This is a genomic window from Marinobacter sp. KM021, from assembly GCF_050707965.1.
Lineage (GTDB): Bacteria > Pseudomonadota > Gammaproteobacteria > Pseudomonadales > Oleiphilaceae > Marinobacter > Marinobacter shengliensis.
In genome coordinates this window covers 2,505,777-2,526,071 of sequence record NZ_CP136129.1, presented here as the reverse complement: position 1 = coordinate 2,526,071, position 20,295 = coordinate 2,505,777, and the positions used below count along the sequence as shown (strand labels likewise).

Below are 20,295 nucleotides of genomic sequence, written 5' to 3'. Positions count from 1 at the left end.
AGATCTGTCAATGACTGCGACGCCCGCAGGTTTGCCAATCAGGGCCACAAACCTCAGCTGCCGATGTCTCCCCACAGCCACTGGCACAGCGCAATCGCCGCAACCGGTGCGGTTTCGGTGCGCAAAACCCGGGGGCCAAGGGCCACGGGCAGAAAGCCGTTTTGTTCTGCCAGGTTAATTTCATCGGCGGTCAAACCACCCTCCGGGCCGATCATCAGGGCAACGCTGCCCGGCTTGGTGAGGGTGTTCAACGACTGCTCGGTGCGGTGGTGGAGTACCAGTCGCAGGTCGGCTGTCTGGCTGTATTGTAGCCATTCGGCAACGGTCATTACTGGCAATAGGTTCGGTACCCGTGCCCGGCCGCATTGTTCGGCAGCGCTGATGGCGACTTGTTGCCAGTGGCGCAGGCGTTTTTCTTCCCGGTCGCCTTTGAGTTTTACATCGGAGCGTTCGGTGGTCAGGGGCACGATGGTGGTGGCGCCCATTTCGACCGCTTTCTGCACCGCGTAATCCATCCGGTCGCCCTTGGACAATGTCTGGCCCAGGATGATGTTCAGGGGAGATTCGGTGTTGTTGGTTTCAGCACCAGTTATTTCCACCTGGACGTTTTTCTTGCCGGCCTGGGTGATGGTGGCGGTGTAGTCCTGGCCGTCGCCGTTGAACAGGCGTAACTCCTGGCCTGGCTGCATGCGCAGTACCCGGCCCACGTGGTTGGCGGCGTTTTCGTCAAGCTCGCAGAGGCTGCCCGCCTGGAGCGGGCTGTCTGTGAATATCCTGGGTATGCGCATGGGCCGCCCTCAGCCTTTTACCGCGATGCCGATGCCTTCGGTCGCTACCTGTGCCAGGTGGCGGATCTGGTCTTCGGTGATGACATACGGGGGCATGAAGTACACCACGTTGCCCAGCGGCCGCAGCAGTGCCTGGCGGGTGAGGGCATGCTGGTAGACTTTCAGGCCCCGGCGTTCCTGCCAGGGGAACGGGGTTTTGCTGGCTTTGTCTTTGACCATTTCGATGGCCAGTGTCATGCCGTGCTGGCGGATGTCACCGACGTTGGGGTGGTCGGCCAGGTGTGCGACGGATTCGGCCATGCAGCGGGACAGTTGGCGGTTGTTCTCGATGACGTTTTCGTCCCGGAAGATGTCCAGGGTGGCCAGGGCGACGGCGCAGCCGATGGGGTTGCCGGTGTAGCTGTGGCTGTGCAGGAAGGCGCGCAGGGTTTCGTAGTCGTCGTAGAAGGCGTTGTACACCGTTTCCGTGGTCAGTACGGCGGACAACGGCAGGTAGCCAGCGGTAAGGCCCTTGGACAGGCACATGAAATCCGGGGTAATGCCGGATTGTTCACAGGCGAACAGGGTGCCGGTGCGGCCAAAGCCCACGGCGATCTCGTCGGCAATCAGGTGTACGTTGTAGCGGTCGCAGGCTTCCCGCAGTTTGGTGTGGTAAATCGGGTGATGCATGCGCATGCCGCCGGCGCACTGGATCAGGGGCTCGACCACCACAGCGCAGATTTCATCGTGGCGTTCGGCCAGCAGTTTTTCCATGGCCTCGAACTGGCGCAGGGCGTAGTCTTCGTCGGTTTCACCCGGTTCCTTGTTGTAGGCATCCGGGGAGGGGGCAGTAAGTACCTCCATCAGCAGCGGCTGATAGGTGTCTTTATAGAGCGCCACATCACCGAGTGCCAGTGCGCCCAGGGTTTCGCCGTGGTAGCTGTTGCTGAGATTGACGAAGTTTTTCTTGCCGGGCTGGCCCAGGTTTTTCCAGTAGTGGTAGCTCATCTTCAGGGCGGCTTCGATGGCGGATGAACCGTTATCCGCGTAGAAACACTTGCTGAGCCCTTCCGGTGTGACTTCGATCAGGCGTTCAGACAGGTTGACCACCGGTTCATGGGTAAAGCCCGCCAGAATCACGTGTTCCAGCTGGCCAATCTGTTCCTGGATAGCGGAGTTGATGCGCGGGTTGGCATGGCCGAACAGGTTCACCCACCACGAACTGACCGCATCGATATACCGGTTGCTCTCGAAGTCTTCCAACCACACGCCTTCGCCGCGCTTGATGGGAATCAGCGGCAGGCTTTCGTGGTCTTTCATCTGGGTGCAGGGGTGCCACACGGATTTGAGGTCCCGTGCGACCAGATCAGCATTGCGCATCGTGTTCTCCTGTCGTCCCGGCTGGGGCATTTTGTTTGAGACCGCCCATGATACTTCCCGGAACGCTCGGTTAACAGCGCCTGGGTGTGACCCAGAACAGTGGTGGCGTGTGAACCAGTCGGATGGCTTCCATGCCAGAAACGCTCGCTCGGGCGGCCAATGTGAGGATGGCCGGCTAAAGCAACAATGAATTCAACACAACAGGAGGCGACTATGGAGCTGACTCTGGAGCATCCCTATGAGGTAGGGCTGGATCACATCATCGAACGGTTCTTCAGTGAGCATCACATTATTGAAAAGAACGAGAAGCTCGGTTCCCGGAACCTTCGTGTAGCTGAGCTGCAACGGGACGATGCTGCAGCCAAGCTGGTCATTGAGCGGGAAATGATGGCCTCAGCCCCGGTACCGGGCATGCTGGCGAGCTTTCATCGGGAGTGGAACCGGGTGCGCCAGGAAGAGCACTGGTTCAAGAAAGACGATGGCGAGTGGCACTGCGAGTTTCGGGTAAGGATTGATGGGGTGCCAGCTCGAATCAAGGGCATTATGCGTTTGCTGGGCAATGGTAATCGCTGCATCAACTACGTGAATCTGTCTGTTCACTGCGATGTGCCTTTCCTGGGAAAAAAGGTCGCCAAGTTCCTGGCCGAGGACTCCCACGCAAAGATTGAGCGGGAGTATGAGGTTACCCGGCAGTTGTTGTGACCTTCTTGGTGATGCCTTTTCTCCATAGCCGCGTACTTTGTAGCTGATTCGTGCAAGATCACGAACTTTCCTGTAGCCTGCGCGGCTTTTTCTTCGAGAGGCATCACTCATGAAAGCGACATCATCCGGTCCCGAGATACGGGACAAATCCAGCGCCCTGGCCGACAGTGATCCGGTGGTTCTGATCCTTACCATCGGTTTTATCCTGTTCTTTGTCGGGGCCTCAATCGTCAACAGCGCATCTGTGGCCAGTGTTATTGGTGCCGGTTTCACCTGGACAGCAAAGTATCTGGGTTCCTTTTTTCAGTTACTTCTGCTGCTGACATTCTTCGTTGCCATCGGAACGGCGCTCAGTCGCGCCGGGGCTGCGCGCGTCGGTGGCCTTGACCGCCCCCAGATTGGTCGCTTTCGCTGGTTATCTATGATCATGTGTACCTTGCTGGCCGGTGGCGGCGTGTTCTTTGCCGCCGGTGAGCCGGTGTATCATTTTGTGGTGACGCCCCCGGCGTTTAGTACCGAGGCGGGGACTGCGGCGGCAGTCGCACCGGCCATGGCGCAGGCGTTTACTCACTGGGGCTTTTTGGCCTGGGCGGTGCTCGGTTCGCTGACAGCTCTGGTTCTGACCAGAGCCCACTATGATCAGGGCAAGCCACTGCAGCCCCGCACATTGTTGTATCCGGTGTTTGGCGAGAAGGTTATCCAGGGACGCCTTGGCGGCATCGTTGATGCGTTTTGTGTGATTGCGGTGGTGGCGGGCACCGTTGGGCCGATAGGCTTTCTTGCCACGCAAATGAGCTTTGGTCTACACGAGTTGTTTGGCGTGACCGACGGCTATGGCACGCAGCTGACCGTGCTGATTGTACTGGCGGGCGTTTACATGACGTCCGCGATGACCGGGCTACACAAAGGCATCCAGTTGCTCAGCCGTTTTAACGTGTTGCTTGCGCTGGCCATTGCGGCGGTCATTTTTATCTTTGGCCCGACGTTGTTCCTGGCAAACACCTATACCCAGTCTATGGGTGAATATGTCACTTCATTTTTCGCCATGGCCACCATGACTGCGCAAACGGCGCCAGACTGGTGGATGAAATGGTGGACCGTGTTTTTCTTCGCCTGGTTTATCGGCTACACACCGTTGATGGCCGTTTTTGTCGCAAGGATTTCCCGTGGGCGGACCGTGCGGGAAATGATTCTTGCCGTGGCCTTGCTGGCGCCGATCGCTACAACCATCTGGTTCACCCTGTTGGGCGGTTCCGGTATCTATCACCAGTTGGCTGGCACCTTTGACCTCACCGATGCGCTGAACAGTTTCCGCTTTGATGTTGCCACTCTGACCGTCGCTCAGGCGTTGCCCGGCGGCACCTGGATGGCCGCAGCAATTCTTTTGCTTACCACCATTTTTGTTGCTACTACCGGCGACTCCATGAGTTACGCCATCGCCATGGTCGGTGCGGGTCACGATGAGCCCAGCCCCTGGATTCGGGTATTCTGGGGAGGCGCGATGGCGCTGATGGCCGCCATTCTTCTGTATATGGGTGCTGGTCAGATCGGGGTGCTTCAACAGTTTATTGTGCTCACCGCGATACCGGTTTCCCTGATAATCCTGCCTTCACTCTGGACGGGGCCTAACGCTGCGATGGCTATGGCGAGGGAACAAGGGCTGGTGTAGTCTCAGGTTCAGATTAGGCAAGAACAACAATCGACAACTCAAGGACTCACTGGTTATGTCTGCACAAACTGTCTGGATTACCGGAGCCTCCTCCGGCATTGGCGAAGCGCTCGCCCTGCGATATGCAAAAGATGGTGCGCGTCTGGTGTTATCTGCGCGGCGAGCAAGTGAACTGGAGCGAGTTGCGAGCCGTTGCCGAGAGGCTGGTTTGGTCGCTGATGACGTCCTTGTGCTCCCGTTGGATGTCACCGACTGGGCCTCGTTGCCCACGGCGGTACAGACGGTTCTGGATACTTTCGGGACCATTGATCTTCTGGTCAACAACGCCGGCGTGTCTCAACGCTCTTTGTGCAAAGACACCGATATGTCGGTCTATCAGAAACTAATGGATGTGGATGTAATGGGCCAGATTGCACTCACCAAGGCCGTACTGCCCCACATGCTGGAGCGCGGTTCCGGTCACTTGGCGGTCACCTCGAGTGTGGCCGGCAAAGTCGGTGCTCCCATGAGAACCGGATATTGCGCCGCCAAGCATGCGGTTATGGGCTTTTTTGATGCCCTTCGTGCGGAAGTGGAAGGCGAGGGTGTTCAGGTTTCCACCATCACGCCGGGCTTCATTCGCACGGATATTTCCCGTAATGCCTTGGCCGGTGATGGCTCTGCCTATGGTGAGGAAGATGCCGACATTGCCGGTGGCATGGACGTAAATGAATGTGCTGAGGTGATCTTCAAAGGGCTTCAAGCGAAAAAGCGTGAAATCCCGGTAGGCAAGGGCAAGGAAATGGCGGCGCTCTGGGTCAAGCGGCTGTCGCCGGAATTGCTGTTCCGCCTGGCCAGAGCGTGATTGCAGGCCTCGGTAAGCCTTAGACAACTACCGAGACCAAAAGAACCGGGTGCGAGGCGGTCAGTGCGCCAGCACCCGTGACAGAAACGCCTGGGTACGTTCGTTCTGGGGATTGTCGAAGACATCGTCGGGCCTGCCTTCCTCAACAATCTGGCCCTCATGAATGTAGATCACCCGGTCTGCCACTTCCCGGGCAAATCCCATCTCGTGGGTAACCACCATCATGGTCATCCCCTCCTTGGCCAGTTCCCGCATAACGTCCAGCACTTCTCCGATCATTTCCGGGTCCAGCGCGGAGGTAGGTTCGTCAAACAGCATTAATCGAGGTTCCATGGCCAGGGCCCGGGCGATGGCTACCCGTTGCTGCTGGCCACCCGACAACTGGCTGGGGTATTTGTCGGCCTGGTTGCCGATGCCCACTCTGTCCAGCAAGCGCTCTGCGGTGGCGTTGGCCACTACCTGGGACGCCTTTTTGACTTTTATGGGAGCCAGCATGATGTTCTTTCGTACCGTCAGGTGAGGGAACAGATTGAACTGCTGGAACACCATGCCCACTTCCTTGCGTATTTCCGACAATGCCTGCTGGTTGCCACCTTTGGGCGCGAGTTTCTGGTTATCTACTTCCAGGACGCCGGATTCATACTCTTCAAGGCCGTTCACACAGCGGATCAAAGTGGACTTGCCGGAGCCGCTGGCACCGATAATCACCACCACTTCTCCCTGCTCGACGGTCAGGTCAATATCCTTGAGGACATGCAGTTTGCCGAAGTGCTTGTTCATGCCCTTCATTTTCACAATCTGAGTCATTTCTCGGGTTCCTTCAGGCAGACGCTACGCCACGGCGCTCAAGCAAACGCAGGAGCAGGGACAGAGTTAAGGTGATGGCCAGGTACATGAGTGCCACCACGAAATACACCTCGAACGCGGTAAACGTGTTGGCAATGTACACCTGCCCCTGGCGGACTAGTTCACCTACGCCGATGACAGAAAACAGGGACGTGTCTTTGATGCTGACAATGCCCTGGTTGCCCAGTGGCGGAATCATGCGCCGGAACGCCTGGGGCCAGATGATGGACCAGAAGGTCTGGGTTCTTGAGAGACCGAGCGACAGGCCGGCTTCGGTCTGGCCTTTGTCGATGGACTGCACGCCACCACGCACCACTTCGGAAATATAAGCGCCGGAATTGAGTGCGATGGCTGCAATGCCAGCGGTGAGTGGGTCGATGGGCCCACCGATCAGGTCTGGCAGGCCGTAGAAAATAAACAGGACCTGAACCAGAATCGGCGTGCCACGAAAAATCTCGATGTAGGCAATGGCTGGCCAGCGCAGGAACCAGCTTTTGTTGATGCTCAGCAAACCGAACAGGATGCCCAGCACAAAGCCAATGGCCAGGCCACCAAAGGAAATCATCAGAGTGTAGGGGATGCCTTTGGCCAGAAATGGAATGGCATTGATTGCTGCCTGCCAGTCAAACTGAAACTGGAATTCCACAGTGTGAGTCTCCGTTGAGTTGGGAGGAACCGGTCAGGGCGTTGTACGCCCTGACCAGAACGGATGGCGGGTTACTTGTCTTCAGGCATGGGGCCAAACCATTTTTCATAAATGGTCTTGTAGGTGCCGTCTCCCTTAATAGAGGCAAGTGCTTCGTTGACCGGGCCAACCCACTTGCTACCCTTTTTCAGGGCGATACCGTACTGCTGGCCTTCATAAAGCTGGCCGACGGTTTTCACCCGACCTTCGCCACGGGTGCTGGCAAAGTAGCCTACGTTGGGGGCATCGTAGAACACTGCATCAATGGCACGGGACATCAGCGCCATATACATATCGGAGCTGCCCGGGTACGGCGTGACACCGCCATTGCTCTCCAGATTCTGCATCAGGAAGTCGTAACTGGTGCTGCCGATCTTGGTGCCAACTTTCTTGCCCTCAAGATCAGAAAGCTCGTCGACGTCGCTGTTATTTGCCCGCACCAGAATCCGCAGCCCTGAGTCGTAGTAGGGATCAGAGAAATCGACAATCTGCTGGCGCTCTTCGGTGATGGTAATACCGGCAATGGCGATATCCACGTTGCCGGTTTGCAGGGCCGGGATAATGCCGTTGAAATCCATGGTCTGCAGGTTGTACTCAAAGCCCGCGCGCTCGGCCACCTCAGAGATGATATCCATGTCGAAACCGATCATCTCGCCGGTTTCCTGGTCCATCATTTCAAAGGGGACAAAACTGGGGTCGGTAACCACTCGGAGGGTTTCTGCACTAACGGTTGACGCTGCAACCGACAATGCCAGGCCAGCGCCCAGTGTTTTCAGCCATTTCGTGCTCATGTGTTCTCCTTTCTGTTTTTTGTGCTCCGTTTGCCCGGTAAGGCAATCCGCACAGGTAACCGCTTTTAGCGCATGCCTTGCGGGGAGCGTTGATGGGAATACATCAGATACAGGTTAGACCAGAAAACGAGGATTTGCAGAAAATCAGTTGGTTATAGCGGCAGGAGGATAAAACGAAAGCCCTCTGCAGAGGTGCAGAGGGCTTCGGGGAGCAGATCAGAAAGCGATCTTCTCCCGGTCGCTGATGCCCAGATTCTTCCAGATGGAGATACTGGGTTCAGCCTGGTTCAGGGTGTAGAAGTGCAGCCCGGGCGCCCCGGCTTTCAGCAGCTTTTCGCACATTTCGGTGACCACTTCTTCGCCGAACTTGCGGATGCTGTCGGTGTCGTCGCCGTAGGCTTCGAGTTGCTTGCGGATCCAGCGGGGGATTTCCGCACCGCACATATCCGAGAACCGCACCAGGCTGGAGAAGTTGACGATAGGCATGATGCCCGGCACCACCGGAATGGTGACGCCCATCTTCTCCAGACGGTCGATGAAGTAGAAGTAACTGTCGGCATTGAAGAAGTACTGGGTGATGGCGCTGTTGGCACCGGCCTGTACCTTCCGTGCGAAGTTCTTCAGGTCTTCCTCGGCGTTGCGCGCCTGGGGATGAAACTCCGGGTAGGCAGCCACTTCCAGATTGAAGTGATCACCGCTGTGCTCCCGGATGAATTCCACCAGCTCGTTGGCGTAACGCAGCTCACCGGAAGCGCCCATGCCCGAGGGCAAGTCGCCGCGCAGGGCGACAATCCGGTTGATGCCGTTCTCTTTATACAGATCCAGCAGCTCCCCGATCTCTGCGCGGGTACCACCCACGCAGGACAGATGCGGTGCTGTGGAAATGCCCTGCTTGTGCAGGTTCAGTACCGTTTCAATGGTGCGGTCCCGGGTGGAACCGCCGGCGCCGAAGGTGACCGAGAAGAAATCCGGGTTCACCTCGGCCAGCTGGTTGCGCACCGCCTGGAGTTTTTCCTTGCCCTGATCGGTCTTGGGCGGGAAAAACTCAAAGCTGAAACGGCGCTTGAATTGCTTCTGGGATTCCATGATCGTTTCCGCTTAGTACCTGTAGCTTTCCGGCTTGTACGGGCCTTCGACCGGCACACCGATGTATTTTGCCTGGTCTGGCGTCATCTTGGTGATCACACCACCAAAACCTTCCACCATCGCGCGGGCCACTTCTTCGTCCAGCTGCTTGGGCAGAACCTGAACGTAAACGCCCTTGGCCTTGGACTCTTCCGGCAGGTCAGCAAACTTGCGCTCGAACAGGTACATCTGAGCCAGCACCTGGTTGGCGAAGGAGCCGTCCATGATCCGAGACGGGTGACCGGTGGCGTTGCCCAGGTTCACCAGGCGGCCTTCGGACAGCAGGATCAGGTGGTCGTTGGCGGCCTTGTCACGGTAGATCACGTGAACCTGCGGTTTGACTTCATCCCACTCCCAGTTCTTGCGCATGTAGGCAGTGTCGATTTCATTATCGAAGTGGCCGATGTTGCACACCACAGCACCGTTCTTCAGGGCCTTCAGCATGTTGGCGTCGCACACGTTGACGTTACCGGTGGTGGTCACCAGCAGGTCGGTGGTGCCCAGCAGATCAGTGTTGATGCCCTGCTCAGTGCCGGTGTTGATGCCGTCGATGTACGGAGACACCACTTCAAAGCCGTCCATGCAGGCTTGCATGGCGCAGATCGGGTCGGCTTCGGTCACTTTTACGATCATGCCTTCCTGACGCAGGGACAGGGCAGAGCCTTTTCCTACGTCGCCATAACCGATCACCAGTGCTTTCTTGCCAGACAGCAGGTGGTCGGTAGCGCGCTTGATGGCATCGTTCAAGCTGTGGCGACAGCCGTACTTGTTGTCGTTCTTGGACTTGGTGACCGAATCGTTCACGTTGATCGCGGGGATCTTCAGGGTGCCGTCACGCAGCATTTCCTGCAGGCGGTGTACGCCGGTGGTGGTTTCTTCGGTGACACCGTGCACGTTGTTGATGATTTCCGGGTATTCGTTATGCAGCAGCTCGGTCAGGTCGCCGCCGTCGTCCAGGATCATGTTCGGCTGCCAGCCGTCCACGTCCGCACCTACGGTGCGGTGCAGGCACCATTCGTATTCTTCGTCGGTTTCACCTTTCCACGCGAACACGGGAATGCCTTGTGCTGCGATGGCAGCTGCGGCCTGGTCCTGGGTGGAGAAGATGTTGCACGATGACCAGCGCACGTTAGCGCCCAGCTCGACCAGTGTTTCAATCAACACGGCGGTCTGGATGGTCATGTGGATGCAGCCCATGATGTTGGCGCCTTTCAGCGGCTGCTCGGCTTTGTATTTCTCGCGCAGTTTCATCAGGGCGGGCATTTCGCCTTCGGCGATTTTGATTTCCTTGCGACCCCAGTCGGCGAGGGTGATGTCGCGGACTTTGTAGTCTTCAAACGTGGTCAGTTTTTCTGCCGGAGTGCTCATTTGGGTGTTCTCCTGTCAGTCTGCTTTGGCCTTCGGAGTTCGTGATCCTCTGGCCGCATGATTTGGGTGCCGCGGGAGTGGGGTTTTGCTTTCGCGGAACCGCTACGAGCACATCCATGTGCGCTTCTCTCAGGCCATCCCTGGCCTTCGAAATTCCGCGAAAGCAAAACCCCACTCCCTCGTTTTAACATTTGGCGTATGCGGTCTTTTCTACGCCGCTCAATCTGTTTCAGGCCTCAGGTACAGCAATTTTTAAGGCCTTTTTTCTGGATAAGCCCTCACCGATGTTGCAAAGCGGTGGTGAGGTAAGTCCTTCGGGGACTGTTGAGGGCCATGGACGGCCCGAAACAAGCGCACATGGATGTGCTTGTAGCGTGTCCCCGAAGGACTTACCTCAGCGCCGCCACCCCCAGACGGTGGCGGGCTGGGCCAAAATAGGGCCCAACTCAAGGAGTCAGACCCAAATTCGTCAGATGCCCGCGGCATCCTTCAGAGCCGCAGCGCGGTCGGTCTTCTCCCACGGGAACGCGGTGAAGGTCTTGCCGCCAACGGTCATCTCGTATGGGTCGCGGCCGAAGTGGCCGTAGGCTGCGGTTGCCCGGTACATCGGGTGCAGCAGGTCCAGCATGTTGGTGATCGCATACGGGCGCAGGTCGAAGTGTGCGCGTACCAGGTCGATGATCTTGTCGTCGCTGATCTTGCCGGTGCCGAACGTGTTCAGGGAAATGGAGGTCGGCTGGGCTACACCGATGGCGTAGGACACCTGGATCTCGCATTTCTCGGCCAGGCCGGCGGCGACGATGTTCTTGGCCACGTAACGACCGGCATAGGCGGCAGAACGGTCAACCTTCGAGGGGTCTTTGCCGGAGAACGCACCACCGCCGTGACGGGCCATGCCGCCGTAGGTGTCTACGATGATCTTACGGCCGGTCAGGCCACAGTCGCCCACCGGGCCGCCGATCACGAACTTGCCGGTCGGGTTGATGTGGAACTGAGTGTCTTTGTGCAGCAGTTCTTCCGGCAGCGTGTGCTTGACGATCAGCTCCATTACCGCTTCTTTCAGGTCTTCCTGGGTCACGTCCGGGTCGTGCTGGGTGGACAGAACCACGGCATCGATACCGACAACCTGGCCGTTCTCATAGCGGCAGGTTACCTGGCTCTTGGCGTCCGGGCGCAGCCACGGCAGCAGGCCGCTCTTGCGGGCTTCGGCCTGGCGCTGTACCAGTCGGTGAGAGAAGGTGATCGGTGCCGGCATCAGCACGTCGGTTTCGTTGCTGGCGTAGCCGAACATCAAGCCCTGGTCGCCGGCGCCCTGGTCTTCCGGTTTCTGGCGGTCAACGCCCTGGGCGATGTCGACAGACTGTTTGCCGATGATGTTGATCACGCCACAGGTGTCGCCGTCGTAGCCCACGTCTGAGGAGGTGTAGCCGATGTCTTTGATCACACCGCGCACCAGGTCTTCCAGGTCTACCCAGGCGCTGGTGGTGATTTCACCGCCAACGATGGCAACGCCGGTCTTGACCATGGTTTCGCAGGCCACGCGGGCGTGCGGGTCGTCGGCCAGGATGGCATCCAGTACCGCATCGGAAATCTGGTCGGCCAGTTTGTCCGGGTGGCCTTCAGAGACCGATTCGGAGGTGAAGATGTTGTAGTCAGACATAGCGGTGCTCCTTTGTGAGCGTTTTCAAAGTCAGTGTACGTATTTCTACGTACGACAATATCAAAGTTTTTTGATGTTCCAGTATCCGCTCGGGCCTCAGGCCGTTGCGGACGTTTTCCAGAATTCCCTGACCTGCACCTGAAAACCGTTGCGCAGGCCAATAAACAGTTGCTCTCCGGCGGTCAGGCCGGCATCAGCGGCCCAGGCGGTCAGCTCTTCCGGCTCAAAGCCAAGCCAGAGGTCGCCGCAATTCTCTTTCGCCCAGTCCTGATCATGGCTGCACAAATCACTGACGATAAAACAGCCACCGCTGTTCATCAGTGCCGCGGCATCCAGGAAGATGTCCGCCGGGCTGGGCACATGGTGCAGCACCATGTTGGCGACGATCAGGTCAAAGGCATCACCGCGGGCCAGCAGCGTGTCGGTGACGCCTTCAATCAAATCCACATTATTCAAACGCTCATCAATACAGGTGCGGGTGGCCTTGGCCAGCATGTCCTTGCTGTTATCCAGCGCTACCACGTGTTCAAACAGGGCTGACAGTACGGGCAGGAAGGCACCTTCACCTGGGCCGATTTCCAGCGCACTGCGCCATTCTTGCCGGGTCGTGCGCTTGCGGATCAGCTCTGCTGTGGGCTCGGCATACAGGTCAAAGGCTGCAATCAATTCCTGTTGTTCCCGGAACTGCTCCGAGTGTCGGGAGAAAAACGCCTGGGACTGCTCCGCCCGCTGCTCACGTATTGCCTCAATCTTTTCTTCCAGCTGCGGCGGCAAGGGCACGCGGTCTACCGTCTCGAATATCTGCCGGATCGCCTGGTCCGCCAGTTTGTCGCTGTCCAGATGCAGGGGGCGGCGGTAGAAAATGGCGTTGCCTTCACGCTGGGGTTCCAGCAACCCGGCCTTGTTCATCACTTTCAGGTGATGGCTCATGCCGGACTGGCGCATATCAAACAGCTGGCTCAGCTCAAGCACGCCGAAGGTGTCACGGCGCAGCACCCGCAGGATCTCCAGGCGCAGGGGGTCTCCGCTCGCCTTGAAGATCGGTGCCAGGGTGTCCACGGAGGACAGTTCGTTAGCATGTGCATTGAGTGAGGTCATGGTTGGCAAGTGTAGGGGTGATTGGTTGGTCGATCAATAGCCATATCAAAATTTTTTGATATAGGTTTATGGCTTTGTGAAATCAGTTGCTTTGGCGAGTTTGTGCCGCCGCCATCGGAAAACCACTACATATGGATTTGCCCCGGCATACCGTAATCGGCGAAAATACGCGCCTTCTTTTTAAGCAGTTTTTGCAGCTTGAATTCTTTTCCTGAAAAACACTGGAGAATAGTCAATGTCGTCCCGTAAAGATCTCGCCAACGCCATTCGCGCGCTGAGCATGGATGCGGTTCAGAAAGCCAAGTCCGGCCACCCGGGTGCGCCCATGGGTATGGCGGATATCGCCGAGGTACTGTGGAACGATTACCTCAGCCACAACCCGGCCAACCCTCAGTGGGCCAACCGTGACCGCTTTGTGCTGTCTAACGGCCATGGCTCCATGCTGCAGTATTCGCTGCTGCACCTGAGTGGGTACGACGTCTCCATTGACGACATCAAGAACTTTCGCCAGCTGCACTCCAAAACCCCGGGCCACCCGGAATACGGCTATACGCCGGGCATTGAGACCACCACTGGCCCGCTGGGGCAGGGCATTGCCAATGCCGTTGGTTTCGCGCTGGCCGAGAAATCCCTGGCGGCGCAGTTCAACCGCCCGGGCCACGAGATTGTTGATCACTACACCTACGCATTCCTGGGCGATGGCTGCCTGATGGAAGGCATCTCCCACGAAGTCGCCTCCCTGGCCGGTACTTTGGGCCTGGGTAAACTGGTGTTCTTCTACGACGACAACGGCATTTCCATTGATGGTGAAGTAGAGGGCTGGTTCACCGACGACACGCCCAAGCGTTTCGAATCCTACGGCTGGCAGGTTATCCCGAATGTGGATGGCCACGATGCCGATGCCATTCGTGCGGCCATCGAAGCGGCCCGCGCGAATACCGATCAGCCCACCATCATCTGCTGCAAAACCATCATCGGCTTTGGTTCCCCCAATAAACAGGGCAAGGAAGATTGCCACGGCGCCCCGCTGGGTGACGATGAAATCGCCCTGACCCGGGAAGCGCTGGGCTGGCAGCACGGTCCGTTCGAAGTGCCTTCTGAAATTTACGCAGCCTGGGATGCCAAAGAAAAAGGCGCGGCTGCCCAGAAAGCGTGGGAAGAGAAATTCGCCGCCTACGAAAAAGCCGAGCCGGAACTGGCCGCTGAGTTCAAGCGCCGCATGGCCGGCGAGCTGCCGGCAGACTTCTCTGAAAAAGCTCAGGCCTACATTCAGGAATGCCAGGACAAGGGCGACACCATCGCTTCCCGTAAGGCATCCCAGAACACCCTGAACGCCTATGGCCCGCTGCTGCCGGAACTGATGGGCGGCTCCGCCGACCTGGCTGGTTCCAACCTGACCATCTGGTCTGGTTGCAAAGGCGTGACCAAAGACGACGCCTCCGGTAACTACATCTATTACGGTGTACGTGAGTTCGGAATGGCCGCCATTATGAACGGCATCGCCCTGCACGGCGGTTTTGTCCCCTACGGCGCCACCTTCCTGATCTTCATGGAATACTGTCGCAACGCGGTACGCATGGCGGCTCTGATGAAGCAGCGCTCCATCTTTGTCTTCACCCACGACTCCATCGGTCTGGGCGAAGACGGCCCCACGCACCAGCCCATCGAGCAGATGGCCAGCCTGCGCACTACGCCGAACATGAGCATGTGGCGCCCGGCCGATACCGTGGAATCTGCGGTAGCCTGGAAAGCCGCCCTTGAGCGCAACGACGGCCCCACCGCCATGGTGTTCTCTCGTCAGAACCTGCCGCACCAGCAGCGTGACGCCGAGCAGCTGGCCAACGTTGCCAAGGGTGGCTACGTGCTGTCTGACAGCGAAGGCACCCCGGAGCTGATCCTGATTGCCACCGGCTCTGAAGTGGCCCTGGCCCAGGACGTTGCCACCAAACTGCGCGAGCAGGGCAAGGCTGTGCGCGTAGTGTCCATGCCGTCTACCGATGTATTCGACGCCCAGAGCGCCGAGTACAAGCAACAGGTGCTGCCGCTGGAAGTCACCAACCGCATCGCCATTGAAGCCGGCATTGCTGACTACTGGTACAAGTACGTGGGCCTTGACGGCCGGGTTGTGGGCATGACCACCTTTGGTGAGTCTGCGCCTGCCGGCGAGCTGTTCAAGGAATTCGGCTTCACCGTCGATAACATCCTGGAAGTGGCTGACGAGCTCCTGGACGCCTGATGACCAACTCAACGCCGTTTCGCATCGCCATCAACGGGTACGGCCGCATCGGCCAGTGCGTGTTGCGGGCACTCTATGAAAACGGCTATCGCGACCATCTGCAGGTGGTCGCGATTAACGAGTTGTCGGATATCGACACCATCGCCCATCTCACCAGATACGACTCCACCCACGGGCGGTTTCACGGTGAGGTGGCGGTGGATGGCGATAACCTGGTGGTCAACGGCGACCGCATCCGGGTGCTGCGCCACCCGGACCCAAGTGAATTGCCTTGGCGTCTGCTGGACGTGGACCTGGTGCTGGAATGCTCTGGCGCCTATTCCGACCGCGCCACAGCGGAGAAACACATTCAGGCTGGCGCCCAGCGCCTGCTGTTTTCCCAGCCGGGCGAATCCGATGTGGACCGCACCGTGGTGTTTGGCATCAACGATAACAGTCTGACGTCCGATGATGTGATTGTTGCGGCTGGTTCCTGCACCACCAACTGTCTGGTACCGGTGATCAAGGTACTGGACGACGCCTTCGGCGTAGAGCAGGGCAGTACCACTACTATCCATGCCGCCATGAACGACCAGCCGGTGATCGATGCCTACCACCACCAGGATCTGCGCCGCACCCGCAGCGCGCTCCATAATATCGTCCCGGTAGACACCGGCCTGGCCCGTGGCATAGAGCGTTTGTTACCCCATATGGAAGGTCGCTTCAGCTCGGTTGCCATGCGCGTGCCAACACTCAATGTCTCTGCTATAGACATGGTGGTGAATGTACGCGAGGCCACCGATGTAGCGGCGGTAAACCAGCTATTGCAGAGCGCCGCAAAGGGTGGCCTGAAAGGCATCCTCGGTTACACCGACGAACTGCTGGCCAGTTCCGACTTCAACCACGACGCCCATTCCGGCGTGGTAGACGGAGGCCAGACCCGAGTCACCGGCGGCACCATGGTGAAAGTACTCTGCTGGTTCGACAACGAATGGGGCTTCGCCAACCGGATGCTGGATGTCAGCAAGGTCTGGCTTGAGAAAACTGATTGATGAGCCACGGACCACACGGACGAACACGGACAAATACAAAGCTCTTTTATCTTTTCGTCCGTGCAAGTCTGTGTCGTCCGTGGCAATAACGTTCTAACCCGTAGAAATGGAACTGTAACTATGGCCATCAAAAAAATGACTGACCTGAACCTCGCCGGCAAGCGGGTTCTGATTCGTGAAGACCTGAACGTACCGGTCAAAAACGGCAAAGTCTCCAGCGACGCCCGCATCCGTGCCTCGCTGCCGACCATCAAAGCCGCTAAAGACGCCGGCGCCAAAGTCATGCTGATGTCCCACCTGGGCCGCCCGGAAGAAGGCGTCTACGACGAAGCCTCCTCCATGAAGCCAGTCGCCGAGCACCTGAGCACCCTGCTGGGCCAGGAAGTGCGCCTGATCAAGGATTACCTCAGCGGAGTTGAAGTCGCCGATGGCGAAGTGGTGCTGTTCGAAAACGTTCGCTTCAACAAGGGCGAAAAGAAAGACAACGAAGACCTGGCCAAACAATACGCCGCCCTGTGCGACGTCTACGTAATGGACGCCTTCGGCACCGCCCACCGCGCTCAGGCCTCCACCCACGGCGTAGCGAAGTTTGCCCCAGAAGCCTGCGCCGGCCCCCTGCTGGCGGCAGAACTCGACGCCCTCGGCAAAGCCCTCGACAACCCGGCCAAGCCGGTCGTCGCCATCGTTGGCGGCTCCAAGGTCTCCACCAAACTGGACGTACTCAACGCCCTGGAAAAAGTGTGTGACCAGATCATCGTCGGTGGCGGCATCGCCAATACTTTCCTGGCCGCCGCTGGCCACCCGGTCGGCAAATCCCTGTGCGAGCACGACCTGATCGACACCGCCAAGGAAATCGCCAGCCGCGTAGAGATCCCGCTGCCGGTTGACGTGGTCGTCGGCACCGAATTCGCCGAAACCGCGACCGCCACGGTCAAAAACATCTCCGACGTCAGCGCCGACGACATGATCCTCGACGTAGGCCCGGAAACCGCCGGCCAGTTCGCCAACCTGCTCAAGAACGCCAAAACCATCCTGTGGAACGGCCCGGTTGGCGTGTTCGAATTCGACCAGTTCGGCAACGGCACCAAAGCATTGGCTGAAGCCATCGCCGAAAGCGACGCCTTCTCCCTCGCCGGCGGCGGCGACACCGTGGCCGCCGTTGACAAATACGGCATAGCTGACAAGATCTCCTACATCTCCACCGGCGGCGGTGCGTTCCTGGAATTCGTGGAAGGCAAAACCCTGCCGGCAGTGGCTGTACTGGAAGAGCGCGGAGCGTAATCAACAAAGCGATTCTGGGAGAAGCCCACACAGGGCCAGAATCGCAAGGAGGGTGGGGTAGGTCTTTCGCGGAATTTCGAAGGCCAAGGATGGCCTGAGAGAAGCGCACACGGATGTGCTCGTAGCGGTTCCGCGAACGACCTACCCCACCCTCCGCCGCAGACTGCCAAGGCAGCGTTTCATGCCGGAGTCGGCGGGAAAACCAAGAATCCAAACATCAAAAGTCAACGAAGGAGACAACCCATGGCCCTGATATCGCTGCGGCAACTTCTGGACCACGCCGCCGAGCATGGTTACGGTGTGCCAGCCTTTAACGTAAACAACCTCGAACAAATGCGCGCCATCATGGAAGCCGCCGACAAAACCGACTCCCCGGTGATTGTTCAGGCCTCCGCCGGTGCCCGCAAATACGCCGGTGCCCCCTTCCTGCGCCACCTGATCCTGGCCGCCATCGAAGAATGGCCGCACATCCCGGTGGTTATGCACCAGGACCACGGCACCAGCCCCGCCGTATGCCAGCGCTCCATCCAGCTCGGCTTCAGCTCCGTCATGATGGACGGCTCCCTGGGTGAAGACGGCAAAACCCCGACCAGCTACGAATACAACGTCGACGTCACCCGCCGCACCGTCGAAATGGCCCACGCCTGTGGCGTGTCCGTAGAGGGTGAGCTGGGTTGCCTGGGCTCCCTCGAAACCGGCCAGGCCGGTGAAGAAGACGGCATCGGCGCCGAAGGCACCCTGGACCACGACCAGATGCTGACTGACCCGGAAGAAGCCGCCGACTTCGTCAAGAAGACTCACGTAGATGCCCTGGCCATCGCCATCGGCACCAGCCACGGCGCCTACAAGTTCACCCGTCCGCCGACTGGCGACATCCTGGCCATCGAGCAAATCAAAGCCATCCACAAGCGCATTCCAGATACCCACCTGGTCATGCACGGCTCAAGCTCCGTACCCCAGGAGTGGCTGAAGGTTATCAACGAATTCGGTGGTGAGATTCCGGAAACCTACGGTGTGCCGGTGGAAGAAATCGTGGAAGGCATCAAGCACGGCGTACGCAAGGTCAACATCGACACCGACCTGCGCCTCGCCAGCACCGGTGCCGTTCGTCGTTTCATGGCCCAGAACCCGGCCGAGTTCGACCCGCGCAAATTCCTCAAGGCCACCATGGTCGCGATGACCGATATCTGCATCGCCCGCTACGAAGCCTTCGGCTGCGCCGGCCAGGCCAGCAAGATCAAGCCGCTGAACCTCGAGCAGATGTTCGAGCGTTATGAGGCTGGCGAGCTGGACCCCAAGGTTAAGTAAGCTGCAAAAGAAAGCCCCCGCGAGTCGGGGGCTTTTTTCTGGGGTTGGTGAATACCACCGGCTGATGACGGTTCAGGTTGTGCCAATTCAGCCCCGCAAGCCTTCCTTCAGCCCCGCAGACCACTGACCAGCTTGTCGATGCTTTCCTTGGCATCGCCAAACAACATACGGGCGTTGTCCTTGAAGAACAGCGGGTTCTCCACCCCGGAATAACCGGTGGCCATGCCCCGCTTGAGAATAACCACCTGGTGGGCTTTCCAGACCTCCAGCACCGGCATGCCGGCGATCGGGCTGCCCGGGTCTTCGGCGGCTGCCGGGTTCACCGTGTCGTTGGCGCCGATCACCAGCACCACGTCGGTATCCGGGAAGTCGTCGTTGATCTCGTCCATCTCCAACACGATGTCATAGGGTACGTGGGCTTCCGCCAGTAGCACGTTCATATGTCCGGGCAGGCGGCCCGCAACCGGGTGGATGCCGAAGCGCACGTTCACGCCCCGGTCCCGAAGGATCTTGGTCATTTCGCTGACGCCATTCTGGGCCTGGGCCACCGCCATGCCATAACCGGGCACGATGATCACCGACTGGGCGTTGCGCAGCTCCTCACAGACATCATCCACGCTGGATTCATGCACCGTCTGGTCGCCATTCTCCGCTGCCGAACTGCTGCTGGTCTGGCCGAATCCGCCAAGGATCACGCTGATGAAAGACCGGTTCATGGCCTTGCACATGATGTAGCTGAGAATGGCACCGCTGCTGCCGACCAGAGCACCCACGACAATCAGCAGATCATTGCCCAGCATGAACCCGATGGAAGCGGCGGCCCACCCGGAATAACTGTTGAGCATGGACACCACCACCGGCATGTCCGCACCGCCGATGGCCATGATCAGGTGGATGCCCAGAACCGAGGCAATGGCGGTCATCAGAATCAGGGCAACGATGCCCAGGGCCATGCTCTCGGTGCCCAGGAACCAGGCCCCGAGGAACACGCAGACTGTGATCGCTGCAAGGTTCATCAGATGCCGGCCGGGCAGGGTCAGCGCCTTACTGTCGATTCGGCCGTCCAGCTTGCCGCAGGCCACCAGTGAGCCAGTGAAGGTGATGGCACCGATGAAAATGCCCACATATATCTCCACCAGCTTGATGGTGTGCTCGGTACCTGAGGTGGCAATCAACGGCTCGATGTAGCCGGAAAAGCCCACCAGCACCGCGGCCAGACCCACAAAACTGTGGAGCAGGGCCACCAGCTGCGGCATCTGGGTCATTTCCACCTTGTTGGCGATGGGAATACCAATGCCAACACCAAGCAGCACCGCAATGACAATGGCGGTGATGCCTCCGTCCACGCTGGCCAGGGTGGCCCCCACCGCAATGATAATGCCGGCGACGCCATAGAGATTACCGCGCCGTGCCGATTCCTGGTGGCTGAGACCGCCCAGGCTGAGAATGAAACAGATACTTGCGACCACGTAGGCCACGCTCACCAGTCCGGTACTCATATCGG

Annotated in this window: 17 protein-coding genes; 7 read left to right on the top strand and 10 right to left on the bottom strand. The window is 58.7% G+C overall.

The features are described from left to right. Positions 1–53: 53 nt before the first annotated feature. Together RVM24_RS11905 and RVM24_RS11900 are read right to left on the bottom strand one after the other, a co-directional pair. The gene (locus RVM24_RS11905) at positions 54–788 is read right to left on the bottom strand and encodes a 16S rRNA (uracil(1498)-N(3))-methyltransferase (RefSeq protein ID WP_286921938.1); all 735 of its coding nucleotides are present in this window, start codon (positions 786–788) and stop codon (positions 54–56) included. A gap of 9 nt (positions 789–797) precedes the next feature. After that, entirely contained in the window at positions 798–2,147 is a 1,350-nt protein-coding gene (locus RVM24_RS11900) for an adenosylmethionine--8-amino-7-oxononanoate transaminase (protein WP_230713812.1), read from the bottom strand. A gap of 213 nt (positions 2,148–2,360) precedes the next feature. Between RVM24_RS11900 and RVM24_RS11895 the strand changes: the two genes are divergently transcribed. From RVM24_RS11895 to RVM24_RS11885, 3 genes are all read left to right on the top strand, one after another. Continuing rightward, complete coding sequence (locus RVM24_RS11895) at positions 2,361–2,849, top strand: DUF2505 domain-containing protein (protein WP_106694771.1); 489 nt, start codon at positions 2,361–2,363, stop codon at positions 2,847–2,849. Between the two features lie 109 nt (positions 2,850–2,958). Then, complete coding sequence (locus RVM24_RS11890) at positions 2,959–4,518, top strand: BCCT family transporter (protein WP_431474042.1); 1,560 nt, start codon at positions 2,959–2,961, stop codon at positions 4,516–4,518. A 55-nt stretch (positions 4,519–4,573) separates the two neighbouring features. Then, a complete protein-coding gene (locus RVM24_RS11885) occupies positions 4,574–5,362 on the top strand; it encodes an SDR family oxidoreductase (protein ID WP_431474041.1) in 789 nt (262 codons plus the stop codon). A gap of 60 nt (positions 5,363–5,422) precedes the next feature. On the opposite strand, the gene RVM24_RS11880 is transcribed toward RVM24_RS11885, so the two are convergent. The 7 genes from RVM24_RS11880 to RVM24_RS11850 form a co-directional block, all read right to left on the bottom strand. Next, complete coding sequence (locus RVM24_RS11880) at positions 5,423–6,169, bottom strand: amino acid ABC transporter ATP-binding protein (RefSeq protein ID WP_431474040.1); 747 nt, start codon at positions 6,167–6,169, stop codon at positions 5,423–5,425. A 13-nt stretch (positions 6,170–6,182) separates the two neighbouring features. Continuing rightward, positions 6,183–6,854 (bottom strand): amino acid ABC transporter permease, encoded by a 672-nt coding sequence (locus RVM24_RS11875; protein WP_431474039.1) that lies wholly within the window; start codon positions 6,852–6,854, stop codon positions 6,183–6,185. 71 nt (positions 6,855–6,925) lie between these two features. After that, entirely contained in the window at positions 6,926–7,684 is a 759-nt protein-coding gene (locus RVM24_RS11870) for a transporter substrate-binding domain-containing protein (RefSeq protein WP_431474038.1), read from the bottom strand. Positions 7,685–7,900: 216 nt separating this feature from the next. Beyond that, complete coding sequence (gene metF, locus RVM24_RS11865; protein WP_061332605.1) at positions 7,901–8,770, bottom strand: methylenetetrahydrofolate reductase [NAD(P)H]; 870 nt, start codon at positions 8,768–8,770, stop codon at positions 7,901–7,903. A gap of 12 nt (positions 8,771–8,782) precedes the next feature. Further along, the gene (gene ahcY, locus RVM24_RS11860) at positions 8,783–10,177 is read right to left on the bottom strand and encodes an adenosylhomocysteinase (RefSeq protein ID WP_431474037.1); all 1,395 of its coding nucleotides are present in this window, start codon (positions 10,175–10,177) and stop codon (positions 8,783–8,785) included. Between the two features lie 469 nt (positions 10,178–10,646). Then, on the bottom strand, positions 10,647–11,837 hold the full coding sequence (gene metK / locus RVM24_RS11855; RefSeq protein WP_061332607.1) for a methionine adenosyltransferase: 1,191 nt from the start codon (positions 11,835–11,837) through the stop codon (positions 10,647–10,649). Between the two features lie 96 nt (positions 11,838–11,933). Next, a complete protein-coding gene (locus tag RVM24_RS11850; protein ID WP_058092732.1) occupies positions 11,934–12,935 on the bottom strand; it encodes a metalloregulator ArsR/SmtB family transcription factor in 1,002 nt (333 codons plus the stop codon). Positions 12,936–13,170: 235 nt separating this feature from the next. On the opposite strand from RVM24_RS11850, the gene tkt reads away from it, so the two are divergent. The 4 genes from tkt to fba all read left to right on the top strand — a co-directional run bounded on the left by tkt (position 13,171) and on the right by fba (position 18,791). Then, on the top strand, positions 13,171–15,171 hold the full coding sequence (gene tkt / locus RVM24_RS11845; RefSeq protein ID WP_431474036.1) for a transketolase: 2,001 nt from the start codon (positions 13,171–13,173) through the stop codon (positions 15,169–15,171). Then, the gene (locus tag RVM24_RS11840) at positions 15,171–16,202 is read left to right on the top strand and encodes a type I glyceraldehyde-3-phosphate dehydrogenase (RefSeq protein WP_431474035.1); all 1,032 of its coding nucleotides are present in this window, start codon (positions 15,171–15,173) and stop codon (positions 16,200–16,202) included. Before tkt ends, RVM24_RS11840 begins: the two co-directional genes overlap by 1 nt. Before the next feature lie 120 nt (positions 16,203–16,322). Beyond that, complete coding sequence (locus tag RVM24_RS11835; RefSeq protein WP_374815411.1) at positions 16,323–17,483, top strand: phosphoglycerate kinase; 1,161 nt, start codon at positions 16,323–16,325, stop codon at positions 17,481–17,483. Positions 17,484–17,726: 243 nt separating this feature from the next. Continuing rightward, the gene (gene fba / locus RVM24_RS11830) at positions 17,727–18,791 is read left to right on the top strand and encodes a class II fructose-bisphosphate aldolase (protein ID WP_374815409.1); all 1,065 of its coding nucleotides are present in this window, start codon (positions 17,727–17,729) and stop codon (positions 18,789–18,791) included. A gap of 107 nt (positions 18,792–18,898) precedes the next feature. Here the strand turns inward: fba and pntB are convergent, their stop codons facing one another. Beyond that, a complete protein-coding gene (pntB, locus tag RVM24_RS11825) occupies positions 18,899–20,290 on the bottom strand; it encodes a Re/Si-specific NAD(P)(+) transhydrogenase subunit beta (protein WP_374815407.1) in 1,392 nt (463 codons plus the stop codon). Positions 20,291–20,295 lie beyond the last annotated feature (5 nt).

Coding starts and splice junctions, on each gene's coding strand:
- RVM24_RS11885 (WP_431474041.1), top strand. CDS start 4,574: ATGTCTGCACAAACTGTCTGGATTACCGGAGCCTCCTCCGGCATTGGC.
- RVM24_RS11835 (WP_374815411.1), top strand. CDS start 16,323: ATGGCCATCAAAAAAATGACTGACCTGAACCTCGCCGGCAAGCGGGTT.
- fba (WP_374815409.1), top strand. CDS start 17,727: ATGGCCCTGATATCGCTGCGGCAACTTCTGGACCACGCCGCCGAGCAT.
- ahcY (WP_431474037.1), bottom strand. CDS start 10,177: ATGAGCACTCCGGCAGAAAAACTGACCACGTTTGAAGACTACAAAGTC.
- pntB (WP_374815407.1), bottom strand. CDS start 20,290: ATGAGTACCGGACTGGTGAGCGTGGCCTACGTGGTCGCAAGTATCTGT.
- RVM24_RS11890 (WP_431474042.1), top strand. CDS start 2,959: ATGAAAGCGACATCATCCGGTCCCGAGATACGGGACAAATCCAGCGCC.
- RVM24_RS11895 (WP_106694771.1), top strand. CDS start 2,361: ATGGAGCTGACTCTGGAGCATCCCTATGAGGTAGGGCTGGATCACATC.
- RVM24_RS11870 (WP_431474038.1), bottom strand. CDS start 7,684: ATGAGCACGAAATGGCTGAAAACACTGGGCGCTGGCCTGGCATTGTCG.
- metK (WP_061332607.1), bottom strand. CDS start 11,837: ATGTCTGACTACAACATCTTCACCTCCGAATCGGTCTCTGAAGGCCAC.
- tkt (WP_431474036.1), top strand. CDS start 13,171: ATGTCGTCCCGTAAAGATCTCGCCAACGCCATTCGCGCGCTGAGCATG.
- RVM24_RS11840 (WP_431474035.1), top strand. CDS start 15,171: ATGACCAACTCAACGCCGTTTCGCATCGCCATCAACGGGTACGGCCGC.
- RVM24_RS11900 (WP_230713812.1), bottom strand. CDS start 2,147: ATGCGCAATGCTGATCTGGTCGCACGGGACCTCAAATCCGTGTGGCAC.
- RVM24_RS11880 (WP_431474040.1), bottom strand. CDS start 6,169: ATGACTCAGATTGTGAAAATGAAGGGCATGAACAAGCACTTCGGCAAA.
- RVM24_RS11905 (WP_286921938.1), bottom strand. CDS start 788: ATGCGCATACCCAGGATATTCACAGACAGCCCGCTCCAGGCGGGCAGC.
- metF (WP_061332605.1), bottom strand. CDS start 8,770: ATGGAATCCCAGAAGCAATTCAAGCGCCGTTTCAGCTTTGAGTTTTTC.
- RVM24_RS11850 (WP_058092732.1), bottom strand. CDS start 12,935: ATGACCTCACTCAATGCACATGCTAACGAACTGTCCTCCGTGGACACC.